Source organism: Speluncibacter jeojiensis (genome assembly GCF_029589495.1).
Classification (GTDB): domain Bacteria; phylum Actinomycetota; class Actinomycetes; order Mycobacteriales; family Mycobacteriaceae; genus Speluncibacter; species Speluncibacter jeojiensis.
Map to the genome: position 1 here is coordinate 22,284 of NZ_JAAIVF010000008.1, position 13,812 is coordinate 36,095.

A 13,812-nucleotide genomic window follows, 5' to 3' on the forward strand; every position below is an offset into this window, starting at 1 on the left:
TTCACACGAACATCGCGTCGTTCGACCGTTCCTTCTCCTTGCCGGAGGTCAGAACGATCCTTCGGGCCATGCGGGCGCCGATCAGGCACACGCAGGCGTCGATCTTGTCGGCACTGTTCGGGGTCTCCTTGCGCACCGAGATGCCCCAGCGGCCGTCTCGGCGGCGGGCGTTGCGCACGTGTCGCGACAGGTCCGCGTTGCCGTCGTGCGTGAACGCGGCCTCGCGGATCTCGGCCTCCACCAACTCGGCGGCCATCGTGAAGTCGTAGTCGTGCGACCGCATGTCCCACGCGATCGGCTCCTGCGCCTTCCCCGACGGCATCGCCCACACCGACAGCCGGTCCCGATACCGCCCTGGCCAGGTGACCTTCGCGAACCCCTCCCACTCCTTGACGTCCGCGAAGAACGCCGCCACCTGGTAGGTGTCGAACGCCCACTCGACGCGCGCGTCCACAGCCTCCACGTCGACCACAGGGGTCTGGTCTTCGCTGCTGTGGCTGTTCGTCGGCGACCACACGCCGAGGGTGAACACGTGCCCGTCAGAGATCCGGCAACCGATCAGCGCGGTGTCATCGCGGGACTTCGAACCGTCGAAGAACATTGCGATCCGCTCCCCCGGAGCGACCTCGACGTCCGGGTCGGCGAGGGTGGCCCACTGCTGAGGGTCTGCCCACGCGTCACCGGGCGCGGTCGGCCAGTTCAGGTACTTCCGCTTGCTGTCGTCCGGCCTCGACTTCGGCGACCAGATGCGAGTGATGATCGCGTCGATGTTCGCCCACGGGCAGTCCGCGTACACCCACTCGAGGCCGCGGCGCAGCGACTCCTCGTCGGCCAGATCCGTCTCTGGTGGCGCGATCCGCGCGTCGAGGAGGATCTGCCGGTCGTCGCGGGTCTTGCCGTCCTCCTGCTTGCACCAGGAGTCGAAGGTGTCCTCGATGACCGATCCCTTACCGGGCTTCGGTGCGTTCGCGGTCTCGAGCATCCGGTTGCCCGACTTGGTCAGGTTGTCGATCAGCGTGGACGCCAGCTCCGGGCCGCCGTTGGCCGGCAGCCAATGCTCGGTCTCGTCCGCGATCACCGCGGTGGCTTCGGCGCCCTCGGCCGTCGCAGCGGATGACGTGATCACCTGCAGCGTGCCCTCGGGCAGCATGTTGTACTGCATCCGGCCCGGGTCGAGCTGAAAGTCCGTGACGATGCGGGAGCCCTTCGTGGCCATCGCCCGCACCTGCCGCATCGTGTTCGCGGTCTGGTCAAGCGACGTCGCCGCGATCTGCACCAGCGGCATGTCGACCCGCCGGCCCTTACAGCCGCCCGGCAGGCTCGGGTCGAAGTCCCGCAGCCGGACCGGCCCGCAGAACTCCGTGAGCGCGTACGCGGCCGCGAACGGCGACTTCCCGGAACCCTTCGAGAGCCGCCGCGCACCGTGGTAGTACAGCCACCGACCGTTCTCGTCGACCGCGTACCACCACAGCAGGAACCGGGCCTGCCCTGGCGTGTACTGCCAGCGCTGGCCCGCGCGGATCCCGTTCGGGTGCCGCAGGTACTTCGCAGCGAACGCGAGCGCCTCCCAGCCCAACGTGAGCTTCGGGACACCATCAGGCAGCGTGCACAGCCGGTCAGCAGCAGCAGTCGACGCCTCAGCCGCCGAGTTCATCGCGGTAGGCCTGCATCATCGTCACCGTCGCATCCACATCAGGGTCACCAGAGGTGGTGCGCGCCAACTCAACTCGGACTCGTCGCCGGGACGCCTCCGTGGTGAGCAGGTCGCCCATCATCGCCCAGATCTGCTGCACCATCCCCGCCCGCAGCGACGACGCATTCAGGTGCTCGGTCATCACGTGCGCGCACAACCGTGCGGCCTGCCAGTCCGACGCCTCGAAGAACTGCGCCTGCCCGGACTGCTTGAGCGACCGGTACCAGCCCTTCGCGATCGGATGCCACCCGCGGTCCTCGGCCGGCGCCTTCACAGCGCCGCCAGCGATTGGAACGACGTCGACGTCGACCGTGTCCTTGTTGCGGCGGCGGCGCTGCGAGGAACGCTTCGGGGGCGGACCAGGCATCGTGACACCTCCTCGAGTCAGGCGGTCAGCAGTCAGCGGCGGCAGCAGCGCGCCGGCGGGCCCGATGCGCGGCGACTCGACACCGCACCCCGCAATGCCGGGCGGTGCGCCCGCGCGCGCCATTTCGCACGATCCGGCACCCACACCACACACACGCCACCCGAACCCACCTGCCCTGTAACGAATTACGCCCCTGACCAGCAACAACCATGTGTTGACGGGCCGGGCCAGACGGCCCGCAGGATCGTGGTCGCCGGGTCAAAAACCCCTCCACCAGCGCCGATAGACCGGCACCGGCCAACTGGTGGCGCACCCCCTCTGACCTGCCCGTTTCCCTTGTAACCCGTACACACTCTGGAGCGCTATGCGTAGCGGGGCCGCTGGGGGTCGGGTCGTGGGTGCACCCCCACCCCGGTCACTCGCCGGGCGGTTTCAGACCCGGGTGAGGGGTGGGCGGCAGCCGCCGCCGGGCGGCGCGTTGCTTGACGGACGCGGCCTGCTCGGCCTCGGTCTTCAGCTTGTGGCACGGAACGCATAGCGTGACGAGGTTGTCGAGGTGGTGGGTGCCGCCTCGATGCTGGGGCACTGCGTGGTCGGCGTGCAGATCACCCCGGCCGGCACCTTCGTAGCCGCAGCGCCGGCAACGGTGCTCATCGCGATCGAAGCATGCGCGCTGCACGGCATGAGGGACATGCCTGGTGTTGCTGTTCTTCGCCCATGCCATGGCGTACCTCTCGGGTGAGTCTCTAGTGGCCGCTGGTCTCTTGCCCGGCGTAGACGCCGAGTGCCCGCTTGTGCAGGAGTTGGCAGTAGCCTTCGGCGCGGCCGGGCATGTACTTGTCGAGTTCGGTGACGCAGCGGTCGAAGTCGTGTGGTTGGCCCCATCGGATCTTGGCGGCGCCGGCGCCGTGGGTCCAGTACTCGCGGAGGTGTTCGGCGGCGGCGACGTCTTGGGGTGAGGTCTCAGCCATGTTCACCTCTCGTGATCGTGGCTCTCTGGTCGCGGAGTCGGTCGATCAGGTGCGGAATGTCCTTGCGGTGCATCCGATACCCGTGGGGGTCGAACCCGGCCTGGGCTTGCCGGATCAGGGTGTCGATGCGGGCGATGGTCTCGGCGGGGGTCATCGCTTGCGCCAACCAGCGCGGGGGATGGGGTCGTGGTGGCAGTGCACGTGCACGGTGATCGGCTCGGCCAGCGCGGCGGTTGGGTTGTCGATGCTGTTTGCGATGCGTCGCAGCACGGCGGCGGTGATGCTCGTGATGGCGGAGATCGGATCCACGCTGAACCTCCACGAGTGAGAGGGAGTCTGAGCCGGGTTGGGTGACCCGGGCCGGCGGGCCGGGCCCGCGTGCGCTGGCAAGCTGCAACGGCGGGAGCCTGGGGTCAGGACAGGCTGGTTGCGATGGGGAGCAGGTCGAGTGCGAGCTTCCCGAGTGCGGGGAGGAACTCGACGAACGCGGCGAGTGCGGTGGTCAGCATGTGGTCACCCCCTCTCGATGCGAGCGCCGGCGGGGGGATTCGGCCACCGATCGGGGCCGGAAACGAGAAGATCCGCCAGCCCTTGGGCATGGCGGATCGCTCGGGGACATCATACCTGTGGATAACTCGGATCGCAAGCTGTCCAGCAGAACCCGCGTGTTACTGCATCCAGTCGTCGAACGGGCCGAGCGGTGTTGCCCACTCGGCGCGGTAGTCGGGGTGGTCGACGTACGACATGGCGAGGACGTGGAAGGTCGAGCACTCGTCCGGTTCCATGCAGTACCCGGGGCCGTAGTCGTCGTGGTGTATCCATGGACCGGGATGTCCCGTGCACTTCCCGTCCCATGTCCGCGAGATGAGTTCACGCTTGGCTGCGACCTCGCGCAGCACGCGCGCCGGATCATGCCTGGCGATGTGTGCGGCAGCGGCGCCAAACCGCTGGGCGGTGCTGTCGCCGGTGCGGCCGTACCAGCTGACATTCGGGTGTGGCCCAGACGCTATCCACTGGGCGGCGGCGGTCGCCGCATCCTCGTCCTCTTGCAGCCTGGCGAGTATGAACTCGACGATGTTCGGCATCATGCCAGCCTTCCATGCCTGGGCGGCACCGGAGCTGACGTGACCACGGTGCAGGTCGTCGTGACCTTTCCTCCCGTGACTACGGTGGTCGACTCGGTGAGGTAGCCGCGGACGCAGGTGCCGTCCATGAGGTCGATGATCACGGGCAGATCTGGGTGGCGGACGACAGTGGTGGGCGTAGTGAAGTCATCTGGCTCGAGCGGCAGTCTCATGCCGTCCTGCTTTCGGTGGCGGGTGCGGTGAGCTGGGAAGCGAGCCAGTCCCATTCGCGGCGGGGCCATGCCGGGTGTCCGTGCCAGCGCTGCCCGCACGCCGATGACGGCGGGCCGCAGTTGGTGCCGAAGCACACGATCAGCTCATCGGGGTCTTCGTCGTCAGCGCGCGCGGAGGGGTGGTGGACCTGCAGGGTGCGGCAGCCGGTGGTGCCGTCGGTGCTGCGGCCGGCGCACCACGGGCAGATCGCGTTGAGGGCCTGGCCGTCGCGGATGTCTCCGAGCAGTCGGGCTGCGGCGGCGACCGGTGTCCGCAGTTGCTGGGCGACCCACGGCGCGGTGCGGTCGTCGTCACGGTGCGCCTGCGGCATCCACGCGATGACGACGGCCAGCCACGGCCGAGGATCTACCGATGCCGGGGCATCTGGGAGGAAGTCGGGGCCGAGGTCGACGACCTCGCACACGGTGCGGGCCAGATCGTCGGCGACGGTGGCGATCTGCCACAGCAGGTCGAGCACGTCGACGTCGGCCGGTGCCGGGCGCGGGACGCCCGCGAGGCCGAGCTGGTCCGGCTCGACCGGTGCGGTGATGGTGTGGGGGCGTGGGCGTTCGACCCAGGCCCGTGCGGTTCCGGGCAGTTTCAGCGTGACCAGGTTCGGCCATGCCGCCTCGAGGTAGTTCAGGTCAGCGATGATCCGGTCCACGGTGCTCATGCGTGCCTCTCGGTTCGGTGCCGGCGCTTGCGGTTGCGCTGGTAGGTGCGTTCTCCGCGGACGGTCCAGCTGTCGCGGTCGCCTCGGGCGTAGGCGGCGTGCGCGAGCCGCAGTTCGTCCTCGTCGTGCGGGTGGTCGGGTTCGATCCAGTCGAGGAGCTGGCCGACGGTGCGGTCGGGGTCGACCATCGCGGCGAGCGAGATCGCGAGCGCCGCAAGGTCGACCGGGTCGAGGCCGGCCACGAGTTGGCGCACCTCGGCGGGGTCGCGGTCGCGGACGGCACCGACGAGCGCGACCGCGGTCTGGTCGATGCGGGCGATCCGGTCGTCGTCGATCGGGGGATCAGGGTCGGGGATCACGGGTTCTCCTGATGGTGGTGGCCGGTGGTGTGGCGGCGGCGGGAACGGCGACCTCTGCCCCGGTGTGTGGGGGAACGAGATGGGGACGGCATGTCACCGAGGGGTGGGGTAGGGCTGGGCTCCCGACCCGACCCGTCCCGTCCCGTCCCGTCCCGACCGGGCCTGACAGGATCCGTACCCTCGCGTCTTGTCGGGTCTTGCGGTTTCCTGACGGGGTCCTGACAGGACGCGGGTTTGTGCTGGTCATCGTGGGTGGCGTTCCCCGGCTGGGTGTCGGGCCGCACGGGGTTGGGGGCGTGGTCCGACTGGCTGTCGGGTCGCGTTGACGTCAGGTTCGGATTCTGGGCGTTCTCCGACTGGGTGTCGGGCCGCTGGGCCTGTGCCGCCGGGCTGGCGGACACGGGGGTGGATCCGGTCGAGGCACCGTGGTGGGTGCGCGCGTTCCGCGACTGGGTGTCGGGCCGCTGTCCTGCTGTCGTGGCGCCGGGTTCGTGGCCGGGCGCCGGGTTTCCGGGGGTGATGACCTTCCGCGGGCGCGGAGGGACCGTGCAGCCGTTCGTTTTCCGCCACGCGTTCGCCTCGAGCCAATCGCAGCTGTACGGGGAGAAGTACGGGCGGACCGGGACGGGCAGCAGCTCGCCGGCCGCACGGGGGTGGCTGCCGTCCTTGCGGGAGCTGTTGCAGCCGCGGCACGCCACCACATAGGTGTCGACGGTCGCGGGCGAACCCGGCACAAGGTGGTCGTAGGTGCCCGAGCGGGCGCCGGTCTTCGCTGCCCAGTTGACGACCTTCCCGCACCAGCGGCAGCCATCGCCGTCCCGCAACCGCACCGGCACGATCAGCGCCGGATTGGAGTTGTCGGTGCGGCGCTGGCGTTCCCACTCGACCTCCGCGCGCAGGCGCAGGTGCAGGAACTCGGGGTCGTCGTCGACGAGCTTGTAGGCGGTGCGGCCGTCGACGGTGACCTCGGTGAGGTAGCCAGCGGCGGTCGCGACCGTGAGGAGCACGTCCACGCGGGACGGTCCCGCGCACAGCACCGCGGTGCCGCGGGTGACGACATAGTCGGTCAGGTGGGCGCCGGCCTGCGCGGCGCAGCGGGTGATGAACCCGTGCACCTCGTTGACGAGCCGGTCATCGCACGCCTCGTGCTCGAGGACGGTCAGCACGATCGGGTGGTTCGCGGACGTGTCGCCCCACCGCACCCACGCCACGCTCTACGCCCCGATCCGGTGGGCGGCGGCAACTCGATTGGTGAACACGTAGGACCTCCACGATCTCGAACACGGTGGGCGGACAGAGCGGGTGGGCGGCGGGCGGGGCCAGCGCGGCGGGGCAGTCACGATCCGCTGCCGAGCATCGGGTTCGGCCAGAGCTGGACCACTCGCAAGGCCTCGTAGGCGTCGATGCGTTCTGCTGGCCGGTGAACGGCTCGCCCGGACCAGAGCTGGTGCGCGCCACACCCACACGAGCACACCTGGTCCTCGGTGACGTTCACCTCCCGGTGGCGGGCGACGGCCTCCTCGAATGTGCGCGGGTCACGATCCGGGTCGGCCGACGACCACAGCAATTCGAAGCCGTTGTCCCACAGCCGCACCACGGTCTCGACTGGTGCGGTCAGGTCGTGTGGACGCTGCTCGGTCACGAGTGATTCCTCCCGCATCCACACGTCGGGCACGCGGGCGGCTGCTTCCACGGCATCCGGACCGTGCACGCGCATTCCTTGCTACCAACCGAGTTCGGGCATCCGGCGTCGTCGCCGGCGCGATGACGGCCGGGCGCGTCGTATGCCCACCGGTCGTGGTGGTGGATGCCACGCTGGCACGATCCGCACACTCTCACTGGTCAGCCTCCCGTGTGCGCCACCACTCACGGGCGCCGATCGCATAGGCGGTGCCGTAGCCAGTGGCGGACAGGATGAATCCGAGTTGATGGGTTGTGAGCGCGTAGGCGACCCACAGCAGTTGCGCGGCCAGGCCGATCGCGAAGCCCCACCAGAGCCTCCGGATCGTGGGTCGCCGGACGAGTTCGCACACCTGGCATCCCATTCGGAGATGTGTCCAGGCCCGTCCGGCCGGTCCGGGTCGGGCAGCCTCACGACCGCGTACCCGCCGGCTTCGAGCGCGGCGAGGGTGGAGTCGGCGAATCGGAAGCACTCGCCCTTGTCGATGCACGCCGGCACCACAGCATCGGCCGGGCAGACTCCCGTGTGCATCAGTCCTGCCAGCGCGTAACGGGCACCGATCAGCTCGGCGGGGGTCTGGCCGGTCACGGCAGGACCTCGGTCCAGGGTGCGCACGACTGGTCCACGTTGAGGAAGCGACCGGCCGAGCGGTCGCCGCGGACCCAGTCGTCGTCAGCCGTCTCCCAGAACCACTCATCACCGTCACGGTCACGCACAATCATGTTGCGTGGCACGTATGCGAGCCGGTCCCAGGTGCGCGGAATGCGTCCGCCGACGGCGAAGTCGCGGCCGTGCGACTGTGGCTCACCGTCCGGGATTGCCTCGTTGATCCGTTTCAGGGTGTCGGTTCCCAATGCACGAACCTGGGCTGCGGTGATTACCTTCTCTGTTTCGTGCTTGTCGTCGGCGAGCCAGGCGCGGACTGTGGCGCGGGCGAGTGCCACGTCGATCGTGCCCTCGGCGCCAGACGTGCACAGTCTGGACACCGCCTCGATCACGTGCGGGCCGATGATCCGTGACCCGGCGGGGAGGATGTGGGCGTGGGCGGCGCGGGCGGCGCGCATGAACCCCTCGCGGTTCATGCCCATTCGGTATGACCAGCAGGATTCATCGCCACACCCGCAATGCGCATCGCCAATCGCCCGCGCCAGGTCCTCCGTCTCCCGGTCAGCGGCAGCGAGGGCGGCCTTGTGCGCGTCGTCGATGACGTCGCGCATCGAGTCGATCGTGGTCCGCGCCAGGGTCGCTGAGTCGGCGATGCCGCACGCGGTGAACGTGGTCTCAAGCGCGGCGTAGATGGCGGCGCGCAGTTCCTCGACGGTCGGGGTGTTGGTCATCGGTTGTCTCCCTTGCGTAGTCGTGCGATCTCGTCTGCGCTGGGCCCGGCGAGGAGCCGTTTGACGGCTGATTCGGCGAGCACCGCAATGTCGTTGCGCACGGCGGCCGGGATGGTGTCGGCGTTGCGGATGGCCCAGTTGGCGATGCGGTTGGCGGCGTTGGCGTCGGTGATCCTCACGGGCGGACTCCGGTCGTCAGCCAGCTGATGAGCTGGGCGAGGGTGATGTGCATCGGTGCGGGGTGCACGGTGTGGCCGCAGGTGGCCCAGGTGCCGGAGGGCTCGTGGAGGATCATCGGCCGTACCTCTTGTAGATCCCGGGGCCGGCCTTCGCGATCTGCACGAGTGGTTCCCCGCTTCCCTCGATGTTGATGACTGAGGTGCGGGTCATGCCCGGGTCGACCACCCGCGTTCCGGGCTGCCAGCCGAGTTCTATGACCTTGTCGAGTGCGGCGGCCGCGTGGGCGCGCCATTCGCGGCGCCGATCGGCCGTCAGTGCGCCCCACGGGATGCCGCCGGCCATCTTCTGCATGTGCCGGGCGATCTCGTCCACTCCGGGGTCGATCTGCCGTTCCTGCTTGTGGGCGTGCTCGAGGTCCTTCGCGGCTGTGGTGAGTCCGTAGGCGCGGAGGAGTTTCGCGGCGTCGCGGACCTCGGCGGTGGTGTGGAGTCCGGTCATCGTCAGTCCTTGGTGGTGTCGAGGATTCGGGTGGTCGGGCAGGGGTGGGGGGCGCCGCAGGCGTGGCAGATCTCGCAGCCCTCGGCGCACGGCTGGTGCAGGGTGCGGATCTGGTCGACCGCGCGGCACAACACTGCGAACATGTCGGGCGGCGGGGTGGTGTCGGCCATCAGTGGGCGCCGCGGCGGACTGCGAGGGCGCGGAAGCATTCGGCGGTCGCGAGGGCGTCACCGTATGCGGAGTGCGCCTCGAGGTTCTCCACGCCAAGCAGGTCGCAGCAGCGCCGCAGACCGGGAAGGTGGGCCGGGTCGATGCCGAGGGCGCCGGCGGTGATGCTGGTGATGTCGGCGAGGCGGAAGTGCCACGGCTCGGTGTCGACGCCGATCCATGCGCGGAGCGCGCCGTGGAGTACGGCGGCGTCGTAGCGGGGGTTCGCGCCAGCGAGGGTGTTGCCGGACAGCATCTTCGACAGCTGCAGGTATCGGGTGGTGGTCAGCTGGGTGTCGAGGGCGCCGCGGAACACCTTCCGCTCGAAGTACCGGTTGACGGCGAGGGCTTCGGGGTCGGCGGCGGCGAGCTGCTCGGGTGTGACGGCGGGGACGAATGCGAGTTCCTCGCCGGTGGTGACGTTGATCGCGGCGACCTCGAGGATGACGGCTTTGCTGGTGTCGAGGTGTGTGGTTTCGAGGTCGACGACGATCAGCTGACGGTCACTCATGGGGTGCGCTCCTGGGGTGTGGTGGGCCAGCGGCGGACGATCTCGCCGCGCTGGTTCTCTGCTTCGTGGTCGTGGGGTTTGTGGCCGGCGTCGCGGGTGCACCGGTGCCCGCCGGGCCCGGGTGCGCCGCACACCGGGTCTGGGGCGGTCACATCGGCCACCGGTTGCGGTCGAGGCGGGTCGCGAGGGCATCGAGGGTCAGGAACACTGCGCACGCGATACCGGCGGCGGTGACACCGACCGCGGCGGCGAACGCGGCGAGCTGGCGGGCGGTCACGCGGCGGTCCGGTAGGGGTGGGCGTTGACGGTTCGCAGGTTCTTCTCCGCGGCGCCGCGGTCCCACCAGGAGCGGTGGGAGGAGGCGACGATGGTGCCGTTGGCGGCCTTGCGTTCCCACCACCAGCCGCGTGTCCCGCGGTGCAGGGTGATGACGTGCCGGGTGTCGCGTCTGCGTGCGGTCATCAGATGGGCTCCTTGGCGTATCGGTGGGCGACGATCATGGCGATCGCGTGGCGGGTGGGGCCGAAGGCCGATACCTCACGCCACGGGGAGCACGCGGTGGCGCGGTGGGCGACGATCCAGCACTGGATGCGGCCGTTGGCTGAGCGGATCGCGCGGACTCGCCAGCTGCGTGGCGCGCGCGTCACGCCGTGGCCTCGGCGGTCGGGTCGGTCAGGCGGCGTGTCCACGCCTGCGCCCACGCGCGGGTCTCGGCGTACTCGGACTCGGACAGCGGCACCGGCATCAGCGCGCCGAGGAACGATTCACCGCACCGGAACAACACGGACCGGATGCCGGCGCGGGCTTCGATGATGACGGGCTTCTGGTAGGCGGCAGCGGCGGTCTTGAACCGGGCCAACAGTTTCCCGTTCACGGTCATGTCCTCGATGAGGATCGGGGCCGAGTGGACCGAGCGGGCAAACAGGCGGGGCACGTCGGTGAACGAGTCGTCGACGTCGAGGCGGGGCAGCTGCAGGGCGCGGCCGTCGATCATGCCGGACGAGTCGGTGATGGTGACGTGCTCGCCGGTGGTGTCGATGCGCAGCAGGTACTGCGGCTCGTCGCCCTTCTCCGGGCCCGCTTTGAACAGGGCGAGGATCTTTCCGGCGTCGTCGACGGTGAGGTCGATCGCCTCGAGCTCGGGGGCGAGGTGGGAGTGCACGGACACGATCGCGAGGCCGGCGGAGAACCGGTCGGTTGCGGTGACGGTGACGTTTTCGGGGCCGACGTCGAGCCGGATCCGCGCGAGTGCGGGCAGGTCTTTGTCGGTGCAGGCGTGGATCAGGACTGAGGCGAGGGCGGCGCGGAAGTCGCTGGTTCCCACCAGGATCGACACCATCGTCAGGACACCTTCTCTCGGTTGAGGGGGAACAGGGCTTGCTGCCCGCGCACGGGCGCATGGGGCTGGTCGGGGCCGCCGGTGATCCATTTCCAGATCTGGACGCGGCGTTCGTCGGGGAGCTGGTGCCACCACGCCTCGGCCGTGCGGGCCAGCTCGCCCGGGCTGGTCACCGGCGGGCCCGGGCGGGCAGGTCGAGGCGGATGTGCGCGGGGCGCGGGTTGTGGGGCTTGTGGGCAGTGCAGGTGCGGGCGTGGAGCATGAACAACATCTCCCCGTCGGCGTGCGCGGCGGTGAGGCGGTCGCCGGTGAGCAGCTCGGCCCACAGCGCTTCACGTCCGGTGGCGGGGTGCGGGGCCGAGAACACGCGCGCGGTGCCGTGGTCGCTGTCGGGGGACAGGTCGATCGGCACGCGGGTGCCGCGGCCGCTGGTGAGGACCCAGCGGACCGGGCTCCCGCAGTCCCTGCACTGCCCAGCCATCAGCAGTCCTCGAACGCGGCCATAGCGGCGAACGCGACCATCGCCGAGGCCAGGTCCACGACCTCGGCCGCGGTGAACCGGGTCCCACGGTCGACGACCACACGGACCCGGCCACCGTCGTCGAGCACGACGCCCGCGGTTTCCTCCGCGTTCCACCACACCTTGTCGGCCGGGACCGGCGGCAACGCGAGCAACGCTTCCTGCGCCCGCAACGGCCGCGTCGTACCGCGCTCGGCGAGGTGGCCGGCCAACTGCTCGAGCACCACCTTCAGTTCGCCGAGCACCCAGAACCCGCGGAAGCCTTCCTCGCGTTGAAAGGACTTCGACACGGTGTCCCGCAACCGCTGCGCCTCGATGATCAGGTCGATCGTCGTCGTCATGCCGCCACCGCCTGCGCCCGCTTCGCGTCGATGCGTTGACGTTTCGTGCACGTCGCGCACTCGTGCCGCGACGTCGCCGCGACGGTGCCCGGCCAGTCCGCGGCGCGACCGCCGCTGGGGCGCATCATCTTCCCGCACCCACACGGCCGGGGCCACTGCACCGACGTGTTGTAGCGGCGCGGCGCCACGTCCTGCTCGCCGAGCATCACCCGCAGGGCATCAGTGCTACGCCGGCCTTCGATCTCCACCCCGGCCACGATCATCCCGGTCTCGGGAGTGATGAGGGCCTGGCGGATGCACGCGGTCTGCACATCGACCGGGCAGCCGAAGCAGCGCTCGCGGGCCGCGTCCGGGCGCTTCCGCCCCGACGGCAACGAATCGGCGCACCACAGCTCCGGATCAACACCCGGGGTCGCGCACTTACCGCGCAACCGCCAATCACGTTCGGTCACTGGGCACCTCCGGTGTAGCGGACGAACAACACCTTGCTGCGAACAGCAGTCTCGAACCCGGGCCCGAACCCGGCATTGCCCTTGCGGGCCGACAGCGCGAGCGAGGACGGCGACTTGAACGGATCGCCGGCGCTCGGGAGGTACTTGATCCACTGGCCGCGGTGCGCCTTCGCGAACTCGATCAGCTGAGCGCGCACCTTCGGGATCGTGGAACCCCGGCCGGTGAACGATTCGGGAAGATCGCCGACCAACTCGAACGGCGCGGGCCCTGTAAGGCGCGTGACCATGTCGGCTGTGATGCTGTCGACGGCCGCGGCCTGGCGAGTTGTGGGTGTGGAGTCCGGGTCGGTGAGGGTGGCGGTGAGCTTCGCTCGGGCTTCCTCACGGGCCAGCTCACGCTGGTACCGGCGCTGCTCGCGGTCGTCGAGCTCGTCGAGGCTGCTCATGCGATCACCCACCAGATGCCCCACGCGATGACGAGGACGAGGGTCGCGGCGGCGAGTGCCTTCTGTAGCCACGTGATCCAGGAGCACGCGGTCAGGTCGAGGGTCGGGCGGGCGACGAGCTCGCCGCGGTCGACGATCGCGTAGGGGATCGGCTCATCGTCGGCGACGTTGCAGGCGTCGAGGGTGCCGAGCACGTCGATGCTCGTCCAGCTGTCGGGGACGTATCCGCACCTCATGCGATCACCAGCCCTGCCATCAGCAGCACGGCCGCGATCAGGACCATGCCGGCGGCGATGGAGGCCACGTCGGACAGGGTCAGCGACTGGAACGTCGGCTCGAACTCGTTGGCCCGGGCCACCGGGGAGTCGACGGCATCCCCGGTGGCCGGCGTCTGCACCGCGTAGTAGACGGTTCGGGCGGCGACGGATGCACTCAGTTGGTGAGATGAAGTACAGTCGGTTACTGACATTGAAAGTTCCCCTCTTTGTCGTAGGCCTCGTTGGCGGTGGTGCGCTGGCGGGGCCATTTCTTTTGGTCAGGATGCAAGTTGCTGCGGCGCCGGTGCGGCCCGGAAGGCTGCCTTGACCCGGTCGAGCTGCTCAACTGTCAGAGGTGTTGCGCGCGAGAGGGCCTCGTCGACCCAGTCGGTCATCGCTGGCGTCCAACTGGTCATGCCGCCTCGATGTCGAGCAGGCGATTTGGGTGACAGTCGAGTGCATTGCAGATGCGGATGATGTCGTTGGCGGTGAACTCGCGCTTGCCCGTCATCCGTCGCGAGAGTGTCCCTTCACGGATGCCGGACATACCTGCCAGCACCTTCTGCGAGAGCCCGCGCTCGGCGAGGACCACGCGCACGTTGCGGGCGATGCGTGGGGTGTGGTCTTCCATGCGGAACACATT

28 protein-coding genes are annotated in these 13,812 nt (G+C 69.5%); all 28 read right to left on the bottom strand.

Features of this window, described 5'->3' with window-relative positions; genetic code table 11:
* Position 1: 1 nt before the first annotated feature.
* Positions 2-1,654: a terminase gene (locus G4X40_RS20430; protein WP_277835276.1), complete on the bottom strand. Its 1,653-nt coding sequence runs from the start codon at positions 1,652-1,654 to the stop codon at positions 2-4.
* The gene (locus G4X40_RS20435; protein WP_277835278.1) at positions 1,638-2,060 is read right to left on the bottom strand and encodes a phage terminase small subunit; all 423 of its coding nucleotides are present in this window, start codon (positions 2,058-2,060) and stop codon (positions 1,638-1,640) included. Before G4X40_RS20435 ends, G4X40_RS20430 begins: the two co-directional genes overlap by 17 nt.
* A 415-nt stretch (positions 2,061-2,475) precedes the next feature.
* Positions 2,476-2,784, bottom strand: a complete 309-nt coding sequence (locus G4X40_RS20440; protein WP_277835279.1) for an HNH endonuclease — start codon at positions 2,782-2,784, stop codon at positions 2,476-2,478.
* Positions 2,785-2,806: 22 nt separating this feature from the next.
* Positions 2,807-3,031 carry a hypothetical protein gene (locus G4X40_RS20445; protein WP_277835281.1) on the bottom strand — a complete coding sequence of 75 codons (225 nt, stop codon included), beginning with the start codon at positions 3,029-3,031 and terminating at the stop codon, positions 2,807-2,809.
* On the bottom strand, positions 3,024-3,185 hold the full coding sequence (locus tag G4X40_RS20450; protein ID WP_277835283.1) for a hypothetical protein: 162 nt from the start codon (positions 3,183-3,185) through the stop codon (positions 3,024-3,026). Before G4X40_RS20450 ends, G4X40_RS20445 begins: the two co-directional genes overlap by 8 nt.
* Positions 3,182-3,340 carry a hypothetical protein gene (locus tag G4X40_RS20455; RefSeq protein WP_277835284.1) on the bottom strand — a complete coding sequence of 53 codons (159 nt, stop codon included), beginning with the start codon at positions 3,338-3,340 and terminating at the stop codon, positions 3,182-3,184. Before G4X40_RS20455 ends, G4X40_RS20450 begins: the two co-directional genes overlap by 4 nt.
* 359 nt (positions 3,341-3,699) lie before the next feature.
* Positions 3,700-4,119 (bottom strand): DUF6221 family protein, encoded by a 420-nt coding sequence (locus G4X40_RS20460; RefSeq protein WP_277835286.1) that lies wholly within the window; start codon positions 4,117-4,119, stop codon positions 3,700-3,702.
* Between the two features lie 205 nt (positions 4,120-4,324).
* Complete coding sequence (locus G4X40_RS20465) at positions 4,325-5,041, bottom strand: hypothetical protein (protein ID WP_277835288.1); 717 nt, start codon at positions 5,039-5,041, stop codon at positions 4,325-4,327.
* Positions 5,038-5,400, bottom strand: a complete 363-nt coding sequence (locus G4X40_RS20470; RefSeq protein ID WP_277835290.1) for a hypothetical protein — start codon at positions 5,398-5,400, stop codon at positions 5,038-5,040. The genes G4X40_RS20465 and G4X40_RS20470 overlap by 4 nt, the downstream gene beginning before the upstream one ends.
* On the bottom strand, positions 5,397-6,611 hold the full coding sequence (locus tag G4X40_RS20475) for a hypothetical protein (protein ID WP_277835291.1): 1,215 nt from the start codon (positions 6,609-6,611) through the stop codon (positions 5,397-5,399). The genes G4X40_RS20470 and G4X40_RS20475 overlap by 4 nt, the downstream gene beginning before the upstream one ends.
* 125 nt (positions 6,612-6,736) lie before the next feature.
* Positions 6,737-7,042, bottom strand: a complete 306-nt coding sequence (locus tag G4X40_RS20480; RefSeq protein ID WP_277835292.1) for a hypothetical protein — start codon at positions 7,040-7,042, stop codon at positions 6,737-6,739.
* Positions 7,043-7,235: 193 nt separating this feature from the next.
* Positions 7,236-7,433: a hypothetical protein gene (locus G4X40_RS20485; RefSeq protein ID WP_277835294.1), complete on the bottom strand. Its 198-nt coding sequence runs from the start codon at positions 7,431-7,433 to the stop codon at positions 7,236-7,238.
* 232 nt (positions 7,434-7,665) lie between these two features.
* Positions 7,666-8,298: a hypothetical protein gene (locus G4X40_RS20490; protein ID WP_277835296.1), complete on the bottom strand. Its 633-nt coding sequence runs from the start codon at positions 8,296-8,298 to the stop codon at positions 7,666-7,668.
* 116 nt (positions 8,299-8,414) lie between these two features.
* Entirely contained in the window at positions 8,415-8,597 is a 183-nt protein-coding gene (locus tag G4X40_RS20495) for a hypothetical protein (protein WP_277835297.1), read from the bottom strand.
* Positions 8,598-8,709: 112 nt separating this feature from the next.
* Positions 8,710-9,096 (bottom strand): hypothetical protein, encoded by a 387-nt coding sequence (locus G4X40_RS20500; protein ID WP_277835299.1) that lies wholly within the window; start codon positions 9,094-9,096, stop codon positions 8,710-8,712.
* Positions 9,097-9,098: 2 nt separating this feature from the next.
* Entirely contained in the window at positions 9,099-9,266 is a 168-nt protein-coding gene (locus G4X40_RS20505; protein ID WP_277835300.1) for a hypothetical protein, read from the bottom strand.
* A complete protein-coding gene (locus G4X40_RS20510; RefSeq protein WP_277835302.1) occupies positions 9,266-9,814 on the bottom strand; it encodes a 3'-5' exonuclease in 549 nt (182 codons plus the stop codon). The genes G4X40_RS20505 and G4X40_RS20510 overlap by 1 nt, the downstream gene beginning before the upstream one ends.
* Before the next feature lie 148 nt (positions 9,815-9,962).
* Positions 9,963-10,091 (bottom strand): hypothetical protein, encoded by a 129-nt coding sequence (locus G4X40_RS20515; RefSeq protein WP_277835304.1) that lies wholly within the window; start codon positions 10,089-10,091, stop codon positions 9,963-9,965.
* Complete coding sequence (locus G4X40_RS20520) at positions 10,088-10,276, bottom strand: hypothetical protein (protein ID WP_277835305.1); 189 nt, start codon at positions 10,274-10,276, stop codon at positions 10,088-10,090. Before G4X40_RS20520 ends, G4X40_RS20515 begins: the two co-directional genes overlap by 4 nt.
* Positions 10,277-10,457: 181 nt before the next feature.
* Positions 10,458-11,153, bottom strand: coding sequence for a hypothetical protein (locus tag G4X40_RS20525; RefSeq protein WP_277835306.1), 696 nt, complete (start codon positions 11,151-11,153; stop codon positions 10,458-10,460).
* Between the two features lie 169 nt (positions 11,154-11,322).
* Positions 11,323-11,634, bottom strand: coding sequence for a hypothetical protein (locus G4X40_RS20530; RefSeq protein ID WP_277835307.1), 312 nt, complete (start codon positions 11,632-11,634; stop codon positions 11,323-11,325).
* Positions 11,634-12,014 carry a hypothetical protein gene (locus tag G4X40_RS20535; protein ID WP_277835308.1) on the bottom strand — a complete coding sequence of 127 codons (381 nt, stop codon included), beginning with the start codon at positions 12,012-12,014 and terminating at the stop codon, positions 11,634-11,636. The genes G4X40_RS20530 and G4X40_RS20535 overlap by 1 nt, the downstream gene beginning before the upstream one ends.
* Positions 12,011-12,466, bottom strand: a complete 456-nt coding sequence (locus G4X40_RS20540) for a WhiB family transcriptional regulator (RefSeq protein WP_277835310.1) — start codon at positions 12,464-12,466, stop codon at positions 12,011-12,013. The genes G4X40_RS20535 and G4X40_RS20540 overlap by 4 nt, the downstream gene beginning before the upstream one ends.
* The gene (locus tag G4X40_RS20545) at positions 12,463-12,912 is read right to left on the bottom strand and encodes a hypothetical protein (RefSeq protein ID WP_277835312.1); all 450 of its coding nucleotides are present in this window, start codon (positions 12,910-12,912) and stop codon (positions 12,463-12,465) included. The genes G4X40_RS20540 and G4X40_RS20545 overlap by 4 nt, the downstream gene beginning before the upstream one ends.
* Entirely contained in the window at positions 12,909-13,148 is a 240-nt protein-coding gene (locus G4X40_RS20550) for a hypothetical protein (RefSeq protein ID WP_277835313.1), read from the bottom strand. The genes G4X40_RS20545 and G4X40_RS20550 overlap by 4 nt, the downstream gene beginning before the upstream one ends.
* Entirely contained in the window at positions 13,145-13,381 is a 237-nt protein-coding gene (locus G4X40_RS20555; RefSeq protein WP_277835314.1) for a hypothetical protein, read from the bottom strand. The genes G4X40_RS20550 and G4X40_RS20555 overlap by 4 nt, the downstream gene beginning before the upstream one ends.
* A 66-nt stretch (positions 13,382-13,447) precedes the next feature.
* Positions 13,448-13,585 (bottom strand): hypothetical protein, encoded by a 138-nt coding sequence (locus G4X40_RS20560; protein WP_277835315.1) that lies wholly within the window; start codon positions 13,583-13,585, stop codon positions 13,448-13,450.
* Positions 13,582-13,800, bottom strand: coding sequence for a helix-turn-helix domain-containing protein (locus G4X40_RS20565; protein ID WP_277835316.1), 219 nt, complete (start codon positions 13,798-13,800; stop codon positions 13,582-13,584). The genes G4X40_RS20560 and G4X40_RS20565 overlap by 4 nt, the downstream gene beginning before the upstream one ends.
* Positions 13,801-13,812 lie beyond the last annotated feature (12 nt).

Coding starts and splice junctions, on each gene's coding strand:
- G4X40_RS20560 (WP_277835315.1), bottom strand. CDS start 13,585: ATGACCAGTTGGACGCCAGCGATGACCGACTGGGTCGACGAGGCCCTC.
- G4X40_RS20565 (WP_277835316.1), bottom strand. CDS start 13,800: ATGGAAGACCACACCCCACGCATCGCCCGCAACGTGCGCGTGGTCCTC.
- G4X40_RS20550 (WP_277835313.1), bottom strand. CDS start 13,148: ATGAGGTGCGGATACGTCCCCGACAGCTGGACGAGCATCGACGTGCTC.
- G4X40_RS20510 (WP_277835302.1), bottom strand. CDS start 9,814: ATGAGTGACCGTCAGCTGATCGTCGTCGACCTCGAAACCACACACCTC.
- G4X40_RS20525 (WP_277835306.1), bottom strand. CDS start 11,153: ATGGTGTCGATCCTGGTGGGAACCAGCGACTTCCGCGCCGCCCTCGCC.
- G4X40_RS20555 (WP_277835314.1), bottom strand. CDS start 13,381: ATGTCAGTAACCGACTGTACTTCATCTCACCAACTGAGTGCATCCGTC.
- G4X40_RS20520 (WP_277835305.1), bottom strand. CDS start 10,276: ATGACCGCACGCAGACGCGACACCCGGCACGTCATCACCCTGCACCGC.
- G4X40_RS20465 (WP_277835288.1), bottom strand. CDS start 5,041: ATGAGCACCGTGGACCGGATCATCGCTGACCTGAACTACCTCGAGGCG.
- G4X40_RS20440 (WP_277835279.1), bottom strand. CDS start 2,784: ATGGCATGGGCGAAGAACAGCAACACCAGGCATGTCCCTCATGCCGTG.
- G4X40_RS20545 (WP_277835312.1), bottom strand. CDS start 12,912: ATGAGCAGCCTCGACGAGCTCGACGACCGCGAGCAGCGCCGGTACCAG.
- G4X40_RS20450 (WP_277835283.1), bottom strand. CDS start 3,185: ATGACCCCCGCCGAGACCATCGCCCGCATCGACACCCTGATCCGGCAA.
- G4X40_RS20535 (WP_277835308.1), bottom strand. CDS start 12,014: ATGACGACGACGATCGACCTGATCATCGAGGCGCAGCGGTTGCGGGAC.
- G4X40_RS20460 (WP_277835286.1), bottom strand. CDS start 4,119: ATGATGCCGAACATCGTCGAGTTCATACTCGCCAGGCTGCAAGAGGAC.
- G4X40_RS20530 (WP_277835307.1), bottom strand. CDS start 11,634: ATGGCTGGGCAGTGCAGGGACTGCGGGAGCCCGGTCCGCTGGGTCCTC.
- G4X40_RS20445 (WP_277835281.1), bottom strand. CDS start 3,031: ATGGCTGAGACCTCACCCCAAGACGTCGCCGCCGCCGAACACCTCCGC.
- G4X40_RS20505 (WP_277835300.1), bottom strand. CDS start 9,266: ATGGCCGACACCACCCCGCCGCCCGACATGTTCGCAGTGTTGTGCCGC.
- G4X40_RS20500 (WP_277835299.1), bottom strand. CDS start 9,096: ATGACCGGACTCCACACCACCGCCGAGGTCCGCGACGCCGCGAAACTC.
- G4X40_RS20490 (WP_277835296.1), bottom strand. CDS start 8,298: ATGCGCGACGTCATCGACGACGCGCACAAGGCCGCCCTCGCTGCCGCT.
- G4X40_RS20435 (WP_277835278.1), bottom strand. CDS start 2,060: ATGCCTGGTCCGCCCCCGAAGCGTTCCTCGCAGCGCCGCCGCCGCAAC.
- G4X40_RS20430 (WP_277835276.1), bottom strand. CDS start 1,654: ATGAACTCGGCGGCTGAGGCGTCGACTGCTGCTGCTGACCGGCTGTGC.